This is a genomic window from Paenibacillus nicotianae (assembly GCF_042681745.1).
Lineage (GTDB): Bacteria > Bacillota > Bacilli > Paenibacillales > Paenibacillaceae > Saccharibacillus > Saccharibacillus nicotianae.
Genome location: NZ_JBHUGF010000011.1, coordinates 678,040 through 700,460 on the forward strand (window position 1 = coordinate 678,040; position 22,421 = coordinate 700,460).

The 22,421-nt window shown below is 37.7% G+C and carries 16 protein-coding genes; all 16 read left to right on the top strand.

Annotation, left to right across the window (positions count from 1 at the left end):
- Positions 1-189 precede the first annotated feature (189 nt).
- The 16 genes from ACFSGI_RS21795 (at position 190) to csrA (ending at position 22,244) form a co-directional block, all read left to right on the top strand.
- Positions 190-4,209 carry an S-layer homology domain-containing protein gene (locus ACFSGI_RS21795; RefSeq protein WP_204826293.1) on the top strand — a complete coding sequence of 1,340 codons (4,020 nt, stop codon included), beginning with the start codon at positions 190-192 and terminating at the stop codon, positions 4,207-4,209.
- Between the two features lie 511 nt (positions 4,210-4,720).
- Complete coding sequence (locus ACFSGI_RS21800) at positions 4,721-7,063, top strand: stalk domain-containing protein (protein WP_204826294.1); 2,343 nt, start codon at positions 4,721-4,723, stop codon at positions 7,061-7,063.
- A gap of 127 nt (positions 7,064-7,190) precedes the next feature.
- Positions 7,191-7,766, top strand: coding sequence for a hypothetical protein (locus ACFSGI_RS21805; protein ID WP_204826295.1), 576 nt, complete (start codon positions 7,191-7,193; stop codon positions 7,764-7,766).
- A 339-nt stretch (positions 7,767-8,105) separates the two neighbouring features.
- Positions 8,106-9,308, top strand: a complete 1,203-nt coding sequence (metK, locus tag ACFSGI_RS21810) for a methionine adenosyltransferase (RefSeq protein ID WP_204826296.1) — start codon at positions 8,106-8,108, stop codon at positions 9,306-9,308.
- A gap of 432 nt (positions 9,309-9,740) precedes the next feature.
- Positions 9,741-12,422 (top strand): stalk domain-containing protein, encoded by a 2,682-nt coding sequence (locus ACFSGI_RS21815; protein ID WP_204827154.1) that lies wholly within the window; start codon positions 9,741-9,743, stop codon positions 12,420-12,422.
- A gap of 61 nt (positions 12,423-12,483) precedes the next feature.
- The gene (locus tag ACFSGI_RS21820; RefSeq protein ID WP_204827155.1) at positions 12,484-13,635 is read left to right on the top strand and encodes a sensor histidine kinase; all 1,152 of its coding nucleotides are present in this window, start codon (positions 12,484-12,486) and stop codon (positions 13,633-13,635) included.
- Positions 13,636-13,648: 13 nt separating this feature from the next.
- Positions 13,649-14,374, top strand: coding sequence for a response regulator (locus ACFSGI_RS21825; RefSeq protein WP_069328654.1), 726 nt, complete (start codon positions 13,649-13,651; stop codon positions 14,372-14,374).
- Positions 14,375-14,471: 97 nt separating this feature from the next.
- A complete protein-coding gene (locus ACFSGI_RS21830) occupies positions 14,472-16,514 on the top strand; it encodes an ATP-dependent helicase ComFA (RefSeq protein ID WP_379284377.1) in 2,043 nt (680 codons plus the stop codon).
- 6 nt (positions 16,515-16,520) lie between these two features.
- Positions 16,521-17,294 (top strand): ComF family protein, encoded by a 774-nt coding sequence (locus tag ACFSGI_RS21835; protein WP_204827156.1) that lies wholly within the window; start codon positions 16,521-16,523, stop codon positions 17,292-17,294.
- Positions 17,295-17,480: 186 nt separating this feature from the next.
- Positions 17,481-17,894, top strand: a complete 414-nt coding sequence (locus ACFSGI_RS21840) for a TIGR03826 family flagellar region protein (protein WP_204827157.1) — start codon at positions 17,481-17,483, stop codon at positions 17,892-17,894.
- A 305-nt stretch (positions 17,895-18,199) separates the two neighbouring features.
- Positions 18,200-18,487, top strand: a complete 288-nt coding sequence (flgM, locus tag ACFSGI_RS21845) for a flagellar biosynthesis anti-sigma factor FlgM (RefSeq protein ID WP_204827158.1) — start codon at positions 18,200-18,202, stop codon at positions 18,485-18,487.
- 3 nt (positions 18,488-18,490) lie between these two features.
- On the top strand, positions 18,491-19,000 hold the full coding sequence (locus ACFSGI_RS21850; RefSeq protein ID WP_204827159.1) for a flagellar protein FlgN: 510 nt from the start codon (positions 18,491-18,493) through the stop codon (positions 18,998-19,000).
- A gap of 15 nt (positions 19,001-19,015) precedes the next feature.
- Positions 19,016-20,563 (top strand): flagellar hook-associated protein FlgK, encoded by a 1,548-nt coding sequence (flgK, locus tag ACFSGI_RS21855; protein WP_204827160.1) that lies wholly within the window; start codon positions 19,016-19,018, stop codon positions 20,561-20,563.
- Positions 20,564-20,584: 21 nt separating this feature from the next.
- Positions 20,585-21,493, top strand: coding sequence for a flagellar hook-associated protein FlgL (flgL, locus tag ACFSGI_RS21860; RefSeq protein ID WP_204827161.1), 909 nt, complete (start codon positions 20,585-20,587; stop codon positions 21,491-21,493).
- Between the two features lie 77 nt (positions 21,494-21,570).
- Positions 21,571-22,011, top strand: a complete 441-nt coding sequence (locus ACFSGI_RS21865; RefSeq protein WP_204827162.1) for a flagellar assembly protein FliW — start codon at positions 21,571-21,573, stop codon at positions 22,009-22,011.
- A complete protein-coding gene (csrA, locus tag ACFSGI_RS21870; protein ID WP_204827163.1) occupies positions 22,011-22,244 on the top strand; it encodes a carbon storage regulator CsrA in 234 nt (77 codons plus the stop codon). Before ACFSGI_RS21865 ends, csrA begins: the two co-directional genes overlap by 1 nt.
- The last annotated feature ends 177 nt before the right edge of the window (positions 22,245-22,421 follow it).

Below are 22,421 nucleotides of genomic sequence, written 5' to 3' on the forward strand. Positions count from 1 at the left end.
AGATCGTTTGATAGCAAAGGATCTCAGCGATATCCAAACCTCTCTTTCTATAGAAAGAGAGGTTTTTTTGTATCGATTTCTCTGAACTTATTAAAATATATCTGTAGGATGCCGATAAAAAGGGTAGACAGGTTATGCCCGCCATTAGTGAGTTGGAGCAGCGACCGAAATCAAAGGAGGAACATCATTTTGAAGAAAATACTATCGATGCTTATGGCGGTAGTTCTTATTGTAAGTAGTCTACCCCCAGGTTTAGGTGCGAAGTCAGCCGAAGCTGCGACAGGAAGCTTTTTTATTTTCCCTAATGAGCAGTACGATATTGGAACACCAAAAATTGCTAATAGTGACAAACTTACCGTAACGGGTAGCTATAGTAATATCAATGCGAACTCGATCAGTTATGATGTAGAGCAAATTTCTAAAAATGGTGATGCTGTTACAGTAATCAAATCTAATAAAGGATTAACTGGAAATATTAATGCTAGTACTTCTGGTGGTTCAAGCTTAACAATTTCTGATATTCCTTTATATGCAGGGTTAAACCGTATTACTTTCAAAGCGACACAAGGTGTTGCTTCACAAGTAGCCGAATCTATTTATGTAGAATATCGCGATGGTCCAACTATCTATAATCTGAATGCTACATTAGATAACGATACAGTAGCATTAAAAGAAAATTCTTCTGTTGTGTTAACAGCTGCCAAAGGCGGAATCAACGATGGACAGCAAACAGCAAATATGTCTTTGAGTGGTTCTGCACCGAATGCTGCTAAAGTTACTGTTTTGGTAAATGGCGGTAATAGTAGAACTTCTCTTGTATCAAGTTCAAATAATTATCAATTTACAGTAGCTCCTATAGCTTTGAAACTTGGTAAAAATATTTTAACGATTCAAGCGATCAATGGAACACAAGTACTCGAAACAACACGTGAAGTAACATTTTATAATGGATTAACTACTTTCTATGATACGTATGCGCAAAGTGGAAGTTTGACTTCTGCGGATCTTTCGACATTCCCGGATTTCACAGTTTCTGATAATAAATTTGCAGTTACAGGTAAAATCGTTGTTCCTTTGACTAACAATACGCGTCCTGCAAATTTCACAGATTATATTTCATACACCTTTAGTGGTACAGCTATACCAAGTACAGTAACTTCAGGTCAATATACAGGAACAGTAACACCAACTGTTATTGAAGATGAAAGTACTTCTGCGTATGTAACATTAGCGTATACCATTCCGCAAGATAATAGTCGTACGTTTGATTATGATAAAGGAATTAACTTATCTGTTCTAGCTAAAGGAGATTCAAGTAAAGGACTTGGTTTAACTTTACGTAATAGTACAGCAGCATATATTTCGAAAGTAAACTATTTATCTGGATATACAGCTAATACAAGTGATGCTTCTGCTAAAGCAATGATCGGAACAGCATTAGATGGAGCGAATATTTTCTCTTTACCAACAGCTTTAGAAGTATTAGTAGTAAACGGAGACGCTAATACAACACTTAGCATTAGTAAAATTGTAGATAGCAATGGTAAAGCAGCGACTGCAAGCGATGCTTCATATACACTTATTGATTCATCTCCTGTCAGTGGAAGTGCTGTACCTACGCAAAGATTGCTTTACAAACTTACCAAACTTCCAATCAGTGGAACGCAAACATTAACTTTTAAAGCAACTAAAGGTGGAGTAGATACACCAGAAGTATCAGCAAAAGTGAATGTACTGTTTGGACCATATGCTAACTTCAATAAAGCATACGATGGTATGGTTATTCAGAATAGTCAGAACGTTGCTGGCTCTGACGTGCGAATTATTACGAATACGTTAGATGATTTTTCTGGTAAATTGCAGAATGTAACAAATCAATCAGATATTCGTTACGCAGATGATGGAGCAAATAAACAAACTGTATTTTTCTATGTGAATAATACAATTATTCCGCTCGTTCCTGTAGATAGCAAAAACTCAAATGATACAAACTTTGAAATTCCTACTAGTGCTGTCTCTAAAGCATACAATGCACTCTTCTCAGGAGAGAATACGGTCAAAATTGTATTCAAAACAAACCAAACCTCTTATGAGAATGCGATCAAAATTAATCTAGTGCCTACAGATGTACCTGTGATTCCTGTAGATACTACATTAGGTGTTTTCCCATTCAAATATTCAGGTGGTAGTGATGCTATCCCAACAGCTAAAGATGCAGATTTCATCATGAATGGAACAGCGTATACAACTAAACAAAAACAGTTCAATATTTATGGTACATTTGATTTTGTAGATTTAGGTACTAACAAGTCTAGTGTAGAAAGTGTACTTGCTGGTGATAAGTCGCTTACTAAATCAAATTATATTTTAAAAGTTCAAAAATCGGATGGAACTACTGTCGGAACATGGACACTTGAAGATAAATTTACTTCAACTACTAATGATGCATTTAACACATCGGGTAAAGACAGTGGACTAAGTGTTTTTTATGATTACAGCAAACAATCTTTTGCTTTTATCATTAGAAATCAAACAGTTGCAGAAGATGGAAGCCCAATTGTATATAACTTTACTGTATATAATACAGGCACAGGCGGACCTAGCTCCTCTGCACGTATGGAAATCAGTAAACAAACAGACTCTTATCAAATTGTAAGACCACTGGAAGCAGAAAAATTAACAAACAGCAACTTTATCGATGTAGTTGTTAACTCTAAAAATGCAACTTCTGTTGTAATCAATAAAGAAACTGCTGTTAAAGCTCCTTACTTTACAGATCCTAATAGTACAACTAATCCTGAGTATCCAGATGCTTATCTTGTTACGGTTCGGGATTTGAAACCTAACAAGGATACTAAGATTCCGATTATTGTTACTATTAATGGCGAGCAAGTAAAAACAGATATTACTGTTAAATATGTACCTACAAATATTCCAGGTGCAGAATTTATGCAGGATATGAAGACTTCTGCTAAAGTCTTTGAAGGTGACTTGAATTTGAAATTTCCATCTGGAACTAACCTTATCCGTCGTGATATCGGTACAAGTGCTGATGACAAATTGAAAAATGAAGTATTCTCTGGGCATAGCCTTCTATTTGGAATTGGTAATAGTCAAGATGGAGTTATTGATCGTTATAACTTTGAGTCTATTCCAACAAACATGGATGCTAAATTTAAAGTAGGTCAACAAATTTTCGTAAGTCAATTTAATAATCACTTTGTGAAAAGTAGTCCTGTGTATTGGATTGATCCAGGTTTAGCTGATGATATTACAACAACAGCTTACGATCCTACTAAATTAGGACAGAATCCTTATCAAGCTTCTAACTCTAAAATCCCGAGTTTCTACGAGCGTAATCCGCAAAACGAATTGGTTCCATCGAAGCGCGGAACATTAACATTGTCTTATTCTGATAATGTAGCTGAAGATGCTGGTAAAGCAATCACTGTATTCTTCTTTGACCGCTCACTTGGTAATAGTACAGGTCAGTGGGAAAATTTAGGTGGGGTAGTCAACGCGAAGAGCCATACTGTAACTGTACCGTTTGACCGGTTTGGTTATTATGTTGTTGCCAAATTAAGTTACTCGTATACAGATATTGTTCAACATGATTATGCAAGAGACTACATGGAAGCTTTATTTGCCAAAGGTATTATGAAAGCTGTAGATCCAGATACTTCTTTTGGAGCAGATCAATATATCACTCGTGGTGAATTTACTCGTGCTATTGTCAAAGCAAAACAAATGCCATTTGATTACCAAGGTACCAAACACTTTATTGATGTAAGTAGCAGCGATAGTAATATTGCAGAAAATGCACTATACGATTATCGTTATATTGAAACAGCAGCTCGTGCAGGCTTTGTACGTGGTACTCAGCCACAAGTATTTAGTCCTGGAGATAGTATTAGCCGTCAGGACGCAGCTGTAATTATCGCCAAAGCACTCAATCTAAAAATGGATACAGATCAAACGAAGATTGATGCAGGTCTACAAAAAATCTTTAAAGATGCTACATCTGTGGATCGTTATGCTAGAGCAGCTGTATTAGCTGTAGCTAAAAAAGGATTTATTAATGGTTCTGCTATTGATGGGGATTCTAAAAAAGGATTCAACTATTCTCCTACTGCAAAAATGCTACGTTCCGATACAGCAGTTATTTTAGCCAAAGTAATGATCAGTGATAAAAAACTTCCTAAAATGTAATTTGTTACTAGAGAGGGCTCTGTTAAGAGCTCTCTTTTTTTGTCTATAAAAATAATTGTGATAAGAGTGGTTTAAATAGGTTAAAACGTGTTTAGTAGTAATATAGTTACGAAAAAGTATTGTAGGCAAAACTGGCATATCTTCTCAAAGTGTAGTATGATAATCAAGGCTCTGTTTCGCGATATAATATATGTCGCAAAAAAAACAGAAAACTTTTTTTGAAAAACCGCAACTTTTTGAAGAAACCTGCGTCTACATATATGAACCCGATAAAACAAGGCAACATAATTGCTGACAGGTTATTAAATTGAGATTAACTTTTGGAATGTTTAGTCGATCTCAATGTGAAAAAATGTCTTTACGGCATCATTGACGCAATGTATAATAACTTCTGTGCACTGCGGTTTTTCGATTGACAAATATTCCGGTTACGATTTTCTGTGATTTTGTCACAGATATCATCATACAAAAAGGGATTTGCTTTAAACTCGGAGAGGGGGTGTAACGACTGATGAGTGACAAAATCCACAACAAACAAAAAAACAAAAAAAATGTTTATGATATTCAAGGAGGAGAACAAAAGTTTATGAAAAAGTCTACTAAAAAAGTATTAAACGTAGCAGCAAGCGCTGCTATGCTAGCAGGTATCGCTCCAGTAGCAGGTATCGTTGCTCCAACAGCTGCACATGCATCTGGTAGTTTTGATGTATACAACGTACCAACGCTAAGCACTGGTTCTGCTAACTCTATCCAATTGGGACGCGTTAAAGTAAACGTTGATCAATACACTTTGGATGGTACTACTAAAGAATTAACAGTAACATTGCCACAAGGTTTTGAATTCGCTTCTGACTTTGAAAATACTACTGCTAATACTGCAGGTGTTAATGGTTTCCAACTAGTTGATACTGGTGGAGCTAACGTTACTGCTAATGTTTACAAAATTGGTACTAGTAACAAATCTGCTAAAATTGTATTTAATGGTAGTAACGGAACTGATGATACTGGATTGTTCTTGAACTTAAATAACATTAAAGCAACTGGTCCTAACACAGGCGATGTTAATTTGACTTTCTCTGCTTCTACTGCAAGCGGCTTGCCAACTGGTAACGTTAAAGTAGCAACAGTAGTATCTTCTGGTCAAGTAGCTCTTGAAGCTAACGATACACAATCTAGCAGTGACGATTTCAACTTCACGTTGAAAGTAACTGAGTCTGTTGCAGCATCTTTGAAAACTGGTAACGCTTTGAAATTCAAATTGCCATCTGGCTTTGAATGGAATGCGGTAGGAACTTTCACTCCTCTATACGGAGATTTGACTTCTGCAGATTTGACTACTTCTGTTGATGGAGATACTTTGACTATTGCAGCTACTAATACTGCAGCATTGTCAAGTACAGCTTCTTCTTTCAACTTGGATCTTAGCTTCTCTGTTGAAGACGAAGATAAAGCTAAAGAAGGCGATATCACTGCAACTGTAAGTGGTAACTCTTCTGCTAATGTTTCTTCATTGGTAGTAGGTTCTTATGGACAATACGGTGGTGGTGTAACTGTAGCTTCTCCATCTACTGTAATCGCTGGCCAAGATGAGCAACAATTGGGCGACATCGTTGTTAAAGAATCTGTTGCAGGATCTTTCATCGCTGGACGTACAGTAACGTTGCAACTTCCTGAAGGTGCTCGTTGGCAGTCTGTTTATGAAGACGGTACTGATGTAACTGGTACTACTGGTTCTATCGATACTGCTAACGGTTTGGGACAACCAAACATTACTTATACTGGTACTGATGGACGTACATTGCGTATGACTTTCCCTGCTGGTTCTGTAAACAACTCTAACAACAATGCTGGTTCTATCACATTGAAAGATGTTGAAGTAGCAGTACAACCAGGATTCACTGGTGACTTGAATGTTGCTGTAGCTGGTAGCCAAGGTTTGACTGGTACAGTTAAAGTAGCAACAGCTACTCCATCTTTGACATTGTCTGCTTCTGACGCAACTTATAGTGCTTCAATCGGTTCTGATAGTGCAAACATCGGTAACTTGACTCTTAAAGAAGGCGCAGCAGGCGCATTGACTGATGACGACAACGGTTTGGTAGAAGTTCTTCTTCCAGCAGGCGTAACTTTCGGTTCAGTTCCTACTGTATCTGTAACTTCTGGTGACTTGACTATCCGTAACGTGTCTATCGACACTTACAACAACAGTGCTACTCAAGGCGTATTGCGTTTCTACGTAGACAGCGAAAGTACAACTGCTAGTACTATTGCTATCAACGGCGTAAACTTGCGTATTGACCGTACTGTACCACAAGGTAACATTGTTGCTAAAGTACAAGGTGATGCAGCTGCTAACACTGCTTACCATGGCTTCGGTGATGTTACTCAAACTTGGAAAGATAGCTACCGTTATGCTACACAAGCAACTATCGCTACTATCGGAACACAAGCTCCAGGTGCTGAAACCAATGCTGTAACAGCTATCTACACAATCGGAAGCACTTCTTACAAAGTAAACGGGGAAACTCGTACTGCTGAAGTTGCTCCTTATGTAGAAAATGGTCGCACTTACTTGCCAGTTCGTTACGTAGCTGAAGCATTGGGTGTAACTCCTGCAAACATCTTGTTTGACAAAGCAACTTCTATGGTTACTTTGATCAAAGGTGACCGCGTAGTTCAATTGAAACTTAAAACTAACCAATTGACTATCAACGGTTCTACAATCAACATGGATGTTAAAGCAGTAACTAAAGCTAACCGTACTGTATTGCCTATCGCTTGGGTTGGTAAAGCTCTTGACGCTACAGTAATGTACGATGCAGCTGCTAAAACTGTAACTGTAAACAGCAAGTAATATCTTCTGATATGAACACTGTCATATAGAAAGTATAACTACTTTCGCTTAGGTACCTCGGAGCGGGCAACTGCTCCGGGGTATTTTTGTTTTATATCTTTATTTCCTAATTTAAGGAGGACATTATATGAAAAAATATGCTACATGGTTAATGGCTACTGCTACTATTGGTATAGGTATCTGGGTAGGTAGCTCTTTTATCACGATTAGTGATGCTAGTAGTCAATTAGGTTCTGCTGATGATCCTGTAGTAACCAAGAGTTATGTAGATCAACAAATCCAAAAGGCCTTAGGGGGAAGCTCTAGTAGTTCTGTAGGGAATACTAGCAATAACAATAGTAGTTCTAAAAATAACACACCTGCTCCAGTCGCACCTCCTGTATCTACAGCTCCTACTCCTACAACTCCTTCTGTAACACCTTCTACTACAATGACGACAAAAGTTGTAGAAATTCGTCCTGGTAAAAAGTTAATTGCAGCGGCTGGTACAGAAGTGATTGTACGTACAGGGAAAGCGGTCGTATACAGTTCTGATAAAAATGGAATTTTGGATTTGACGGCTGGAAGTGAAATGGGTGGATCGCAAGCTATTCCTAATAACCATCTACTTTTATTTCCAAGAGATGGGCGCGGGGTTGAAGTTGCTTTGACTCAAGGATATAATGCTACCGTATTGGTGATTGGGGATTACAAAATTCAGTAAGCTTGTATTTTCAAAAATTCAGCTCTACATGCAATAGATATATTGATTTTGATATAAGATAGCTAGAAAAAAGTTCACTTAACATCTTGAACTATTGTATAAGATCTATTTTATTTACAATAGACTATCTAATCTTTTACGTATAAAAAATATACTTCAGCATCTAGTGATTAGCGTTTGACACCTGGTATTAAATACGTTAATATGACTGTTGAGGCTTGTATAGCAACCTTTTCCTTATGGAAAGGGTTCATTTTTTGTGTGGGGACTTTGGCTATATGTTTAAAGTTGGTTGCACATTGCTGACACCTTAATATCCATATGGGAGGTTGAAAACTCTTGTCTACTTTAAAGAGACATTTATTTACATCAGAGTCTGTAACTGAAGGACATCCAGATAAAATCTGTGATCAAATTTCTGATGCGGTACTGGATGCTTTTTTAGCTAATGATCCCAATGCTCGTGTAGCTTGTGAAGTAGCAGTGGCTACAGGTTTGGTGTTAGTTATCGGGGAAGTAAGTACAAATTCGGAGTATGTTGATATTCCATCTATCGTAAGAAATACAATCAAGGAAATTGGTTATACACGTGCCAAGTATGGCTTTGATTATAATACATGTGCTGTACTTACTTCATTAAATGAACAATCTGCTGATATCGCTCAAGGTGTTAACTCTGCCTTAGAAACTCGTGATATAGCATTAATGGAGAAAGAAACAGAAAATATTGGTGCAGGTGACCAAGGTTTGATGTTCGGTTTTGCTACGAATGAAACTCCAGAATTGATGCCTTTGCCTATCGCATTGTCTCACCGTATCGCACGCCGTTTGGCTGAAGTACGTAAAGATGGTACACTGAACTACTTGCGTCCTGATGGTAAAACACAAGTGACTGTGGAATATGAAGATGGTAAGCCTGTTCGTATTGATGCAATCGTTGTATCGACTCAACATGCTGAAGAAACAACATTGGAGCAAATTCAAGCAGATATTCGTGAACATGTTATTCTTCCGGTTGTTCCTGCTGAATTGCTTGATGCGGATACTAAATATTTTATTAACCCAACAGGTCGCTTTGTTATTGGTGGACCTCAAGGTGATGCTGGACTAACTGGACGTAAAATCATCGTAGATACATATGGCGGCTATGCACGTCATGGTGGCGGTGCATTCTCAGGAAAAGATCCAACTAAAGTAGACCGTTCCGCTGCTTATGCTGCTCGTTATGTAGCTAAAAACTTAGTTGCTGCTGGATTAGCAGATAAATGCGAAATCCAATTGGCTTATGCTATTGGTGTAGCTAACCCTGTATCGATCAGTGTTGATACGTACGGAACAGGTAAAGTAAGCGAAGAAAAAATGGTAGAATTGGTTCGTAACAATTTTGACTTGCGTCCTACTGGTATTATTCGTATGCTTGATCTTCGTCGTCCTTTGTACCGTCAAACAGCTGCATACGGACATTTCGGTCGTACAGATGTTGAATTGCCTTGGGAACAAACCGACAAAGCAGAATTATTAAAAACTCAAGCTGGACTATAATAGTTTTTATTATCTACAATTATAGTTTGATGAAAGAAGGCAACTCGATTTTTTTCGGGAAGCCTTCTTTTTTATGCTCTAAACCAATACCATTATTCGGAACTGGAACTGGAACTGGAACTGGAACTGGAACTGGAACTGGAACTGGAACTGGAACTGGAACTGGAACTGGAACTGGAACTGGAGTCTGAGCTCAATTTCAACCTTTAAAAGATAGAGTATTTGATCTACTTTTATAGAATTACAGAAAAAAATGATTGGTTTACCGTAACTTTTTGCTTCTATTGTAGTCTATATTCTTATGTGGTGTACTCTGCCAAATTGGCATCTATATCTAATTAACGTTATGATCATTAAAGTGGATATCATGATAACGATTATAAAAAATCAATATAATTACAGAATTTTCAACGAATAGGAGCGTTTTAACATATGACAGGCAAAGCAAAAACGGCACGCAAATGGATGATTCTCACGATTGCAGGCTCGTTATGGATTCAACCCGTATTACAAATAGGTATTCCTCAGGTCGCTTGGTTGCCTACACATACTGCAAGTGCAGCTGAGACTACTCAATTGAACGAAAGCTACATAACATCTGGAGCGAAGCTTTTGGAATATCGCTACAAAACAGCTCGTTCTGGAAAAACGGTTTCTATTTTAGCAGACGTTGTTAAAGTAGATTTGAAAAACCCGTATGTTAATTTGGATGTGATGACAGGTAAAGGCAATCAATTTACGACCAAGCAATCTGTTGAAGGAATGGCGCAAGAAACCAAAGCAGTTGCCGGCGTAAATGGTGATTATTTTAATACTGCGAGTGAAGGCGTACCGATGGGAGCGCAAGCTTCTGAAGGTGTATTAATGTCTAGCCCTTCTGAATTAAAAGGAATGTATGCATTTGGTGTGACCAAAGATGGTACACCTATGATTGATCAATTTACATTTCAAGGTAAAGTGACCGCAGAAGATGGTTCTACATTTGATCTAGCGGGAATCAATCAGGCCTCTTATATGACAGAGCCTGATGGTACTTTCAGCCACTCAAATACAATGTATATCTATACTGATGCTTGGAAAGCGATAGAGCGTCCGGCAAATAGTTCAACTACACCGACAGAAGTGCTTGTACAAGGTGGAGTGATCACTCAAATATCAGTTAATGCCACTATTCAAAAAGTAGTACCTAAAGGCGCTTATATTTTGCGTACGCATGGTAAAGCTGCTCAATTTGTACAACAACATATGAAAGTTGGACAAAAAGTAACGACTGATTATAGTTTGCAAGCCAAATCGACAGGCAAATCGATTGATCCAACTACTTTACAAATGATGATTGGTGGTCATACGATTTTGGTTGATCAAGGTAAACCCAGTTCATTTTCTCGTAGTACTACAGCGATCGGTGGTAATCGTGCACGTACAGCTGTAGGGTACTCCCAAGATGGACGTTATGCTTATATTGTTACTGTACAAGACAATGATAATAGTGCAGGGATGTCTTTGTACGAACTACAATCGTTTATGGCTTCAATAGGTGTATGGAAAGGCATCAATCTAGATGGTGGAGGTTCTACAACGTTAGTTACACGTCCTTTAGGGAAAACACAAGCGAGTCTAACGTTCCCGACAGAATATGGCGGTAATACTCAACGTAGTGTTGTAAACGGGCTAGGAGTGTATACTACAGCCCCACAAGGCAAAGTACAAGGATTTAGTATTAGTGGACCCAAACAATTATTAATCGGGCAAACAGCGAAATATGAAGCAAATGGCTACGATACTTATTATAATCCTATCAGTACAGCAGGCATTAATCCTTCTTGGAAAGCTGGAAGCAGTAATATCCAATGGACAGGTAGCGAATTTAAAGCAACTAAAAATGGTACAGCCAAAATCATTGCTTCTAGTGGTGGAGTTAGTACAAGTATGAATGTAAATATTGTAGGCGCAGAAGCGATTCAAAATTTAACTACTGCTAGCTCTACAGCTACTTTGCAAGCAGGTACTACAGTCGCTGTTCCAGTAACTGCGACCTTAAAAGACGGCTCCAGCTTAACTATTTCTCCAGAAACTTTAAAATGGGAATTGGTTGGATTTAAAGGTAGTGTAAAAGATGGACAATTGAATATTTCTTCTGTAAATAGTGGTACTACGGTGGGATACGCTATTGCTCGTTACGACGGATTTAGTACAATGATGGTATTAACTACAGGTGGCGGAGCAACGAGTACATGGGAAGATTTTGAAAATGTAAATTATGGTATTAGTTTCTTAGGAAATCCTGGTACAGTTAAAGGAACAGCTCAAGTGACGCAGGGAACAGGCGATCATGCCAATTCTAAAGTGTTACAATTAACATATGATATGACAGCAGGAACAACTAAAAAATATGCTTATGCTCAGTTTGGCGGTACTGCTGGTAAATCACTTATAGCCGGAACAACAGGTGTAACAGTAGATGTGTATGGCGATAAGAGTTATAACTGGTTACGCGGTGAAGTAACTGATGCTAGTGGTAAAACGGTATATATTGATTTTGCGAAAAGTATCAATTGGAGCGGCTGGAAAACATTAAATATCGATCTTTCTGGTTCAGGCATCGCTTATCCGGCTAAATTAAAACGTGTATATGTAGTTAATGTAGCAGAAGGACAAGACGAGCGTGCAGCTACAGGAATGATCGCTATGGACAATATTCGTCTAACTGGAGCAGCTCAAGCACCAACATATACTACACCAAAAGGTACATTATCGATGACAGTGGGTAAAAAGACTTCAACACTAGATGGCAAATCACAATCTATTGATGTTTCTCCAATGCTCAAAAATAATGCAACTTACGTACCGGTAAAATATATTATGGATGCGTTTGGTGGACAGGCGACCTGGAATGCTAGTAGTCAACGAGTAACTATTTTACGCGCTGGACAATTACTGGATTTAACTGTGAATAATAAAGCTTATGTGTCCAATGGTAAGCTTCAAAACTCTACAGTAGCACCTTTAGTCGTATCAGGAAGGACTTTAGTCCCGTTAAGATTGGTGTCAGAACAGCTTGGTTTGACTGTAAAATGGGATCAGAAAACCAAGACGGTTAGCATCCAATCGTGATAAGTTATGATATGATAATACATGCATCATATAATTGACTTACAGAAATGGAGAAGATCGAGTGGAGTTCCACGCTGATGCAATAGATCACGTCATTAAGAATGCAACAAGTGTTATGGAAAATAGTAAATATCAAATCTTCGAGATTTTGGATACTTCGCGAAGTGAATTGCTTTCGCTCAATACAGAACTTGAATTGGTACTTCGTGAAACGACAGATACGATTGAAAAGGTAGACCAACTTGAAGTCAGCTATCGTAGTTCCCGGATTCGACTGACAGAAGTCAGCCGGGACTTTGTACGGTATAATGAAGAAGATATCAAGCAAGCATATGAACGTGCAACGCAACTTCAATTGGATTTGATGATTTATCGCGAGAAAGAAATGTATTTAAAAGCAAGACGGGATGATTTGCAAAAACGAGTTAAAAATGTAGAAAACTCTATCGAGCGAGCTGAGACGATCGGCTCGCAGATGGGAGTTGTGTTAGAGTACCTATCTGGCGAACTTAATCAAGTCACTCGTATTTTGGAATCAGCCAAAAACCGTCAATTGATCGGGCTAAAAATCATTCTCGCACAAGAAGAGGAACGTAAGCGAATTTCCCGGGAAATTCACGATGGTCCTGCTCAATTGCTCGCAAATCTAGTTCTTCGGACCGAAATTGTAGAAAGAATGATTACAAAGCAGGAATATAAGATGGTCCAGGACGAAATAGTAGATTTGAAGGGACAAGTGCGCTCTAGCCTAGAAGAAATGCGGAAAGTTATTTTTAATCTAAGACCGATGGCCCTCGACGATTTGGGTCTCATTCCAACTTTAAGGAAATATGTGCAAGATTTTGAGAATAAAACTCGAATCCGCACGATTTTCGAAACAAGAGGCAAGGAATATCGACTCACTTCTGCTATGGAAGCTGCGATTTACCGACTAGTTCAAGAAGCACTCACTAACGCGTCTAAACATGCTTATCCTACTTATGTAACGGTTATCATTACTTTTCAGTCACAAATGGTTAAGTTGATTGTGGAGGATAACGGACGCGGTTTTAAGTTGGATATGATAGAGCAGAAGACCAAAGATCATACTCATTTTGGATTGATCGGCATGCGGGAACGAGTAGAATTGCTTGAAGGAAGAATGGAAATCGAATCTGCCGAAAATCAGGGTACGAAAATCGTAATCCATATTCCGACGAACGTGGAAAAGTGAAAGGAGTAACAGAATGGAAAACCATGATTACGGCACTAAAAAAATTAAGATACTCTTAGCCGACGATCATCAGCTTTTTCGTGAAGGTCTAAAGCGTATTCTGAATATGGAGGATGACCTTGAGGTTATTGGTGAATGTGGAGACGGAATTCAAGTATTAGAATTCTGTAATCACAATCCTCCAGAAGTGGTATTAATGGATATTAATATGCCGATCGAAAATGGAGTAGTAGCTACTGAAAAGTTGCGTGAGCTATTCCCTGATATTAAAGTTATCATTCTGTCTATTCATGATGATGAAAGCTATGTATTTGAAACATTACGCAAAGGCGCTTCAGGATATCTGTTAAAAGATATGGAAGCGGAGTCTTTGGTAAATGCGATTCGTTCTGTTATGGAAGGTCATGCTTATATCCATCCTAAAGTAACAGGTAAGCTAATCCAACAACTTCGTCGTATGACATATACAAATGAATCCGGTGTATTAACAGACAATAATAGTTCTGGTGATACAGGTGTTAAATTTGTAGCTGGCGATGATAATCCTCTTACACGTCGTGAAGCAGAAGTATTGCGTCTAATGGCAGAAGGTAAGAGTAACAAAATGATTGGTGAATATCTATTTATCAGTGAAAAAACAGTAAAAAATCATGTAAGTAGTATTTTGCAGAAGATGGAAGTTGATGACCGTACACAAGCAGTAATCAACGCTATCAAACATGGTTGGGTTACACTGTAATTCTCATAAATAACACACGTAAAAGTGAAGCACACTTTTCCTAGAGATAGGGAAGGTGTGCTTTTTTGCTATTTCAAGAATAGAAAGGAGAATGTACATGCAAATTATATTGTACGCTATTAGAACAACAAGCGGGTGGTCTTTGGACATATCCCTTGATCTTCGCATCGATCTTATATGGTGGACTTCAGATAAGCGACAAACAGAAACGATGCAACAAATGATATATATTTCATCGACTATTCCTTTAGTTTGGGCTTTGCAGTGCAGGCAATACTTGAAATTCGATAGCAGTGCAAATCATTGGAGTGCATATCAGTGGAAACAATATATAGAAGAATGGTTAGTTAATCGTATTGCAAATTATAATCAGTATGACGATCAAGGTAGAATTAGTTATTCTTTTATTGTAGTAGATCAGATCAAGTTGTTGTGGCATCATACGTTGAACACAATCAAAGATATACCTTTGTTAGTATCTACTATACAAGTTATGCAAGATCAACCAGACGAATACATAGATCATTCGGTATTACCTGCTTGGAAACGAAAAGTAATGCTAGGTACAACAGAACTTACTCAAATGATGCAAGGTCGTTCTCTTTTAGAGACTGAATATATGATGATGATTACCGATCAGAATGTAAGTCTTCTAAACCATTGGAGAACATATACACAACTTGCCTATGTAACAAAATCATTGTTATTAAATTCCGCTATACATATAGAGTCTGCTTCCAGTTATCAATGTAATCGCTGTGGAAGCCATAAGATGAATGTCACACCTTGTGCTAGTTGTGGCAGTTCTGCATGTGCTTATTGTGAGACCTGTCTTAATCTAGGTAGAAGTCGTGAATGTACATTAATGATTCAATCTGTATATAGAGCTCCATCATATCTAAATTCTGTTTCTTCTATAGATACTTATCATAATAAAGAAAATATTCAAACCAGATGGGGACTGAGTGATGCACAGACTGAAGCTACTACCGGTGCACTGCGCTTCTTAACAGATCCAACAAAACGTTTGAATAAAACTATAACTTCAAGCAAGACTTTTTTCTATACACAACTTCTATATAGGTTAAAACATAAAAAGCCTATTCCTAGTCCTTCCTATTTTACACATAAACGTTTCCTACTTTGGGCAGTAACAGGTGCAGGTAAAACGGAAATGACCTTTCCACTAATCGATCATGTATTACGAAATAAGGGGAAAGTACTGGTAGCTACCCCAAGAAGAGACGTAGTCCTTGAATTAGCTCCTCGCATGGCCAAAGCTTTTCCGACAACAACGATCTCTGTATTGTACGGAGGAAGTGAAGATCGCTGGCAAAGAGCAGATTTGACGATAGCTACTACACATCAATTAGTACGATTTTCGCAAGCATTTGATCTGGTTATTTTGGATGAATTGGATGCTTTTCCTTTTCATAATGATCCGATGTTAGCTTATGCTGCTAATGTCTGTTGTAAATATGATGGAGCTTTTGTGTATTTATCTGCGACTCCGCCTATACATTTGCAAAAAGAGATCAAACAAGGCACACTTGCGCATGCTAAAGTACCTGCTCGCTTTCATGGACATCCTTTGCCAGTACCAAAGTATATTACTATACCGACTGTGAATCATATGCTTAAAAGAAAGCAGTTGCCTCATTCTTTGTTAAATCATTTGCGTTATTCGATCACACGCGGAGCACAGATTTTTGTATTTGTTGCTCGAATAGCGTTAATTGAATCGTTAGTGTTACTACTACGCTCCTATTTCCCACAGCTTTCAATAGAAGGAACTTCTTCTCAAGATCATGAACGAGCGGATAAAGTTATTCTGTTTCGTGAGCAACAGATACTAATATTAGTTACAACTACTATTTTGGAACGTGGAGTCACTATTCCTTATAGTGATGTTTATATTTTGGATGCTGATAGCGGATTGTTTGATGCGTCTTCTCTTGTACAAATGGCAGGACGAGCAGGAAGATCTAAAGAAGATCCGAGAGGAAATGTGATTTTTGCATCTAAACAATGGACGATTGAACAGAAGAAAGCAGTTTCGCAAATCAAGCTTATGAATCGAATTGCTAGACGTAAAGGTTATCTACATGCATCCAAATCGTCAATACTACAAAGGAGTTAGAGTATCTTGAACAAAACCTTCTGGAATACATGGTTATCTTATCTATCGCCACACTATAATACGTGTATGTCTTGCGGTAAAAAGGCAGCATTAATGAAAAGATATCCTGGTATTTGCGAAACCTGTGCGAGACATATCCCATGGATTACTCAAATAATATGTAAAGTATGTGGACGAGAGCAATATTGTCCTGATTGCCAACGTAAATCAGCAACACAACGTTACTTTATGTTCAACCGTAGTGCTGTTTCCTATAACGATACGATGAAAGCATGGTTAGCTGATTATAAATACCGCGGGCAAGAACGTTATGCTTCTTTATTCGGTCAAATCATTATAGAAGCGTATCAGAAGATGAAGCAAGAGATGAATAGATTTTATCAAAAAGCATGGACTATCGACGTAGTGACATTTGTACCGGTAAGTGAAGCACGCTTAATCCAAAGAGGGTTTGATCAAGCAGCAGTCTTAGCAAGTCATTTGGCTACCTATGAACGGTTGCCTTATCGATCTTTGTTAGTCAGACAACGAGATACCGTCAAACAAAGCTCCCAAGGACGTCAAGCACGTATCATAAATATGAAAGAAGTATTTGGATATGCTTTGGATACCCCTCAATGGTTGACTGCTTATCGATCACATAGCCTAAATATACTATTGGTAGATGATATCTATACAACAGGAAGTACTATTAATAATTGCGCAAAAGCATTAATGGAAGCCGGACACCTTCATGGTATCAATATTCAGGTATTTAGCTTAACATGGGCTCGTTCCTAAAAAGCGAATACAATATCATATTCATTTGGCTAACTTTCGTCTATTTAGTAAAAGATTTAAAAGAATCTATGAAATAAATCGTTATTTTAAGCTTTATTATTAATAAATAAGGACCTATTGTACGATATAATATAAATAAGAGCATAAATGATAAGATGTATTGTAATGATTAGGAGGCGGTACGGGATGAACTTAGCTAATTGTCCCCGTTGTGGTAAATTACATGTTATGAATCTCAGAGGAATCTGTGGTAATTGTATAAAAGAAATTGAATTCCAATATGAAGATTGTATCAAGTACTTACGTGAACATAAAGGAACAACAATTACAGAATTATCCGAAGCAGTGGAAGTACCTGTGAAGCAAATCACACAGTTTATCAGAGAAGGACGCATTTCAATCGCTAATGCACCTAATATGTCTTATGCTTGTGAAGTGTGTGGTAATCCTATTCGAGATAGTAATATGTGCGATTCTTGCCGGGCTCGTCTTAATAAAGACATTCAACATGCTTATGAAGATGATCAATCAGCCAAAAAAGAAGAAGCACAAAAAACCCAAGGGACCTATCGGGCAGTCGACAAATTCCGAAATATGTAAGAGGTTTACCATATACAAGTCAAATAACGACAATATTTGGTGCTATATGAGTGGTTTCAATTGCGTACGTATGCAGGATTAGGACTTAAGCAATGACAAATGTCGTTTTATAATTAACCACTTTATAACTATAAAAATTATCTCGAAAATGTCCGATAATCTTAGTAAATACTAAATCGGTTGTCTATATGATATCAGGAAAACAACCTTTTGCTTATCACCCAAGCTTCCTGATATCAAAAAAGAACGTCCTATACTGAATAGGAAGTTCTTCTCAACTAAAATTACTAAGGAGCGTGTCAACCATGAAAATTAACGAAACTAACCGCGTAAGCGCAATTAACCCATACCAAAGAGCATCAGAGGCAAAAGCAGTAACTAATGATAAAAAAGCAAATCGTAAAGATGAAGTGTCAATTTCGCCGGAGGCAATGGAAATGTTACAAGCAAATAGCACTCAAGCTTCTGCTAATGCAGAACGTGCTCAAAAAATTCAAAGTTTGAAAGAACAAGTATCTTCTGGTACGTACAATGTGGATGCAGGCGCGCTTGCAGATAAGCTGTTGCCTTTCCTAAAAGGAACGGGGAATTAATCAATGAGTAGTGAGACTTTGCAGCAACTGGTGGCAAAGCTCGATCAAATGAATGATTGTCATATCCAAATGATCGAGCTCGGTGAGCGCAAAAAGCAAGCTGTTATCAAAAATGAAGTAGAATCTATGATTGCTATTATGAATCAAGAATCTAAATTAGCTAAATTTATTGACCGTGAAGAACAAGAGCGTGAAGAGATCGTACATGCCTTTTTGTTGGAACGTGGTATCAAGTCCAAACTACGTTTAAACCTTACGGAACTAGCGCGTCTTGTATTTGATCCGGAAGAAAAACAACTCCTTCTTGAAGCTCGTTCTCGATTGTCCGCCACCCTGCAAACTCTTCAACAACTCAATGAACTCAACAAGCAACTGATTCAACAAGCTTTGGATTATGTGGACTTCTCATTGGAAATGTTGGCACTTGTACCGGAACAAGATTTAACTTATCAACATCCGGCCGATAAAGCTTATGGAGCTACGCGTTCTGGATTATTCGATACGCGTGGATAAGATTAGGAGGAAAACATGACATCTACATTTCATTCAATAGAAACGTCCAAACGGAGTTTGGTGACAACAACAGCTTCGCTGAGTACAGTTTCTCATAATATTGCTAATGCCGATAGTGCTGGTTATTCACGTCAAGTCGTACACACAAGTGCTACCAATCCTTTAGAAGCAGTCGCTTTCAAAAATTCTACTTCTGCCGGACAAATTGGTACCGGGGTCGAAGCAACTTCTGTACAACGTGTACGTTCATTATTTTTAGATACACAATTTCAAGGTGAAAATTCTTCATTAGGTAGTTGGGATATTCGTTCAGATACATTGAACAAATTAGAAACGATTGTAAATGAACCATCAGATACAGGTTTGCAAAAAGTAATCAATAATTTCTGGAGTTCTTGGTCTGACCTCAGCAATAATCCACAAAGCACAACAAACCAAAAGATTTTGAAAGAAAACACACTAGCTCTTACAGATGCTATGAATCAAATGAGTAAGCAGTTAGATGCACTCAGCAACAACTTAACTTCAAGTGTAAGTTTAGATGCGACTACAATCAATTCTCTACTATCTACAGTAGGGAGTCTGAATAAAAGCATTATGTCAGTGGAATCTCAGGGCAATGATGCCAATGACTTACGGGATAGCCGTGACTATGCTATAGATCAATTATCCAAATACGGAAATGTACAAGTTACGCAATTATCAGATGGATACCAAGTTAACTTTGGTGGACAGAATGCGGTAACAGGTACAACTGTGACTCAAGTGACAGCTGCTTCTTTGCAAGCTGCTTATGAAGGTGGAACACTTTCAAGTGGTGAAGTACATGGATATCTTCTTTCTAGAGATACGTATGTAGCTGATTACAAAACTCAATTGGATCAACTAGCTAACACGTTAGCAAATGGTGATCTCACGGTAAAATTACCTTCAGGATCTGTGATTCCAGAAGGAACTGTTCTTAATGGAGTGACTTATTCTACTGCGGCTGGTAATCGTACTCTAACATCTGACCTCACAGTTACCGTTAAAGGTATTAATGGGCTTCATCAATTAGGATACAACAGTTCAGGTAAACCTGGTGGAGACTTCTTCGGTACAACTGATGGAAGTGGTACAGTAACTGCTGGAAATATTACGATGAACAAAACATTGCAAGATGATGCAAGTCAAATTGCTTTCTCTTTACGTACAACAGGAACAGGTACTAATGAAAAAGTGGTTACAGGTAATGGTGGTCTTGCATTATTAATGACTGAACTTCAAAACACTAAAATGGATTTTGGTGGCACTACACCTACAACAGTTCAAGATTATTTTAACGGTATTGTAGGTCAAATGGGTGTAGATTCTCAAGAAGCTACACGACAAGCAGCTAATGCCAAAACATTAACGGATCAAGTAGATGCAAGCCGAAAATCTGTTAGTGGTGTATCACTAGATGAAGAAATGACAGATTTAATTAAATTCCAACATGCCTATAGTGCTGCTTCCCGTTTTATGACTACTTTTGATCAATTGTTAGATAAATTGATTAACAGTACAGGTAGAGTCGGACTTTAATAATTAAGGAGTAGAGAATCTATGGGAATGCGTATAACATCAAACATGATGTCTTCACAGACAGTACGGAATTTGAATAATAATCTTTTGAATATGGATAAGCTTAGTAATGAGTCTTCTACAGGACGCAAAATTAATAAAGCTTCCGATGACCCTGTAGGTACAACCTATTCTCTTCGTTACCGTGCAGAATTATCGGCTAATGCCCAATATACAAGTAATACTGATGAAGCTAAAAGCTGGCTAGATTATTCAGATACTGTAATGGGTCAAGCAGGCGATGTGATGACTCGTATTAAAGAGTTAACTATTCAAGCTGGAACAGGAACAACAGATAGTAGTGGACTAACAGCTGTTAAAGATGAATTAGAGCAACTTAAAGGTCAACTAGCTAATATTGGTAATAGTCAGCTTACAGGGAAATATATTTTTAATGGACAACAACTGGGCGAAGAACCTTATGCATTATCGGATACAGTTACAAGTCTAACTGATGTAGTAACAGATACAGGTCAGGTGACTTACGGAGTGAGTGAGAATGTTTCACTAGGGGTAAGTACTTCTGGAAACGACTTTTTTGGTTCTAAAGCAGATAAAGACAATATTTTTGCTACGATTGATCGCTTAACAGCTGCAATGGATGCTAATGATCATGCAGCGATTAGTGCAGAGCTACCAAACATTGAATCTAGAGCAACAAAAATGTCAGCTCTTCGTTCAGAAGTAGGTGCCAAAACTAACCGTATAGAATTAATTCAAAGTCGACTTGAAGATCGCGATCTTAATGTAACTACATTGCAATCCAAAGTTGAAGATGCTGATGTAGCTGAAACGTTGATCAAAGCAACAGCTGCGCAAACAGTGTATCAAGCAGCACTTAAAACTTCAGCTTCAGCGTTACAACTATCTTTAGTTAATTTTATGGGCTAAACTTATATATAATTCAAAAGGCTATGGACCATCCTGTCCGTAGCCTTTTTCTCAAAAAAAAGGAGGAATAGACTTACATGTCAGATTCACAGACTGCTACTAACCAACCTACTACTGAAAAAGAAGGAGTATATACTTTTTCTAAAGGAATTCCTGGCTTTCACGAAATTACAGAATATATGGTTGTTCAACAAATCACACCGTTTAGCTTATTGCAATCTGCTTTATATCCAGAGACGAGTTTTATTATGATTGATCCATTTGTATATTATCCTGATTACGAATTTGAATTGCCGCAAGAAGTTTTGGATGAACTAGATATCACTAAAGAAGAACATGTTGTCATCCGTAATATCGTTTCATGGAATAAAAAAGCAGAGCATCGTACGGTTAATTTAGTAGCACCTATCATTTTTAATATTGATAATCATCAAGCCAAACAAATTATTTTACAAAACACGCAATATACGATTAGACATCCATTGCAACCAAATGTAGCAAAAGGGGGCGAATCCTAATGCTAGTATTATCACGTAAAAAAGGTGAATCTATTATTATTGATGACCAAATCGAAGTGACTATTCTATCTATTGATGGAGACACGATTAAGTTAGGTATAGCCGCTCCCAAAAATATTGATATTCATCGTAAAGAAATTTACGAAGCAATCCAGTTAAGCAACCAAAGTGCAGCAGTAGGATCTGAATTTTTGAAAGATTGGTTAAGTGAAGAAACTACAGAAAAGAAATAATAATATTATTTTTAAAAAAATTAAATATAACTCTAAAATCTATAAAAAAATAAAATCAAATACCGATATAAATATTAGAGCGAAAGAAGTACTTAAGGAGCGTACGGCCTTAAGCTTACTCGCCAAACTAAACCACATGGATGTGGGATAACCGAATTCAAGGAGGAAGTAACAATG

Bases quoted from the DNA above. Each gene is read 5' to 3' on its own strand.
- flgL (WP_204827161.1), top strand. From the start codon at position 20,585: ATGGGAATGCGTATAACATCAAACATGATGTCTTCACAGACAGTACGG.
- flgM (WP_204827158.1), top strand. From the start codon at position 18,200: ATGAAAATTAACGAAACTAACCGCGTAAGCGCAATTAACCCATACCAA.
- ACFSGI_RS21830 (WP_379284377.1), top strand. From the start codon at position 14,472: ATGCAAATTATATTGTACGCTATTAGAACAACAAGCGGGTGGTCTTTG.
- ACFSGI_RS21805 (WP_204826295.1), top strand. From the start codon at position 7,191: ATGAAAAAATATGCTACATGGTTAATGGCTACTGCTACTATTGGTATA.
- ACFSGI_RS21825 (WP_069328654.1), top strand. From the start codon at position 13,649: ATGGAAAACCATGATTACGGCACTAAAAAAATTAAGATACTCTTAGCC.
- ACFSGI_RS21815 (WP_204827154.1), top strand. From the start codon at position 9,741: ATGACAGGCAAAGCAAAAACGGCACGCAAATGGATGATTCTCACGATT.
- flgK (WP_204827160.1), top strand. From the start codon at position 19,016: ATGACATCTACATTTCATTCAATAGAAACGTCCAAACGGAGTTTGGTG.
- ACFSGI_RS21800 (WP_204826294.1), top strand. From the start codon at position 4,721: ATGAGTGACAAAATCCACAACAAACAAAAAAACAAAAAAAATGTTTAT.
- csrA (WP_204827163.1), top strand. From the start codon at position 22,011: ATGCTAGTATTATCACGTAAAAAAGGTGAATCTATTATTATTGATGAC.
- ACFSGI_RS21850 (WP_204827159.1), top strand. From the start codon at position 18,491: ATGAGTAGTGAGACTTTGCAGCAACTGGTGGCAAAGCTCGATCAAATG.
- ACFSGI_RS21840 (WP_204827157.1), top strand. From the start codon at position 17,481: ATGAACTTAGCTAATTGTCCCCGTTGTGGTAAATTACATGTTATGAAT.
- ACFSGI_RS21865 (WP_204827162.1), top strand. From the start codon at position 21,571: ATGTCAGATTCACAGACTGCTACTAACCAACCTACTACTGAAAAAGAA.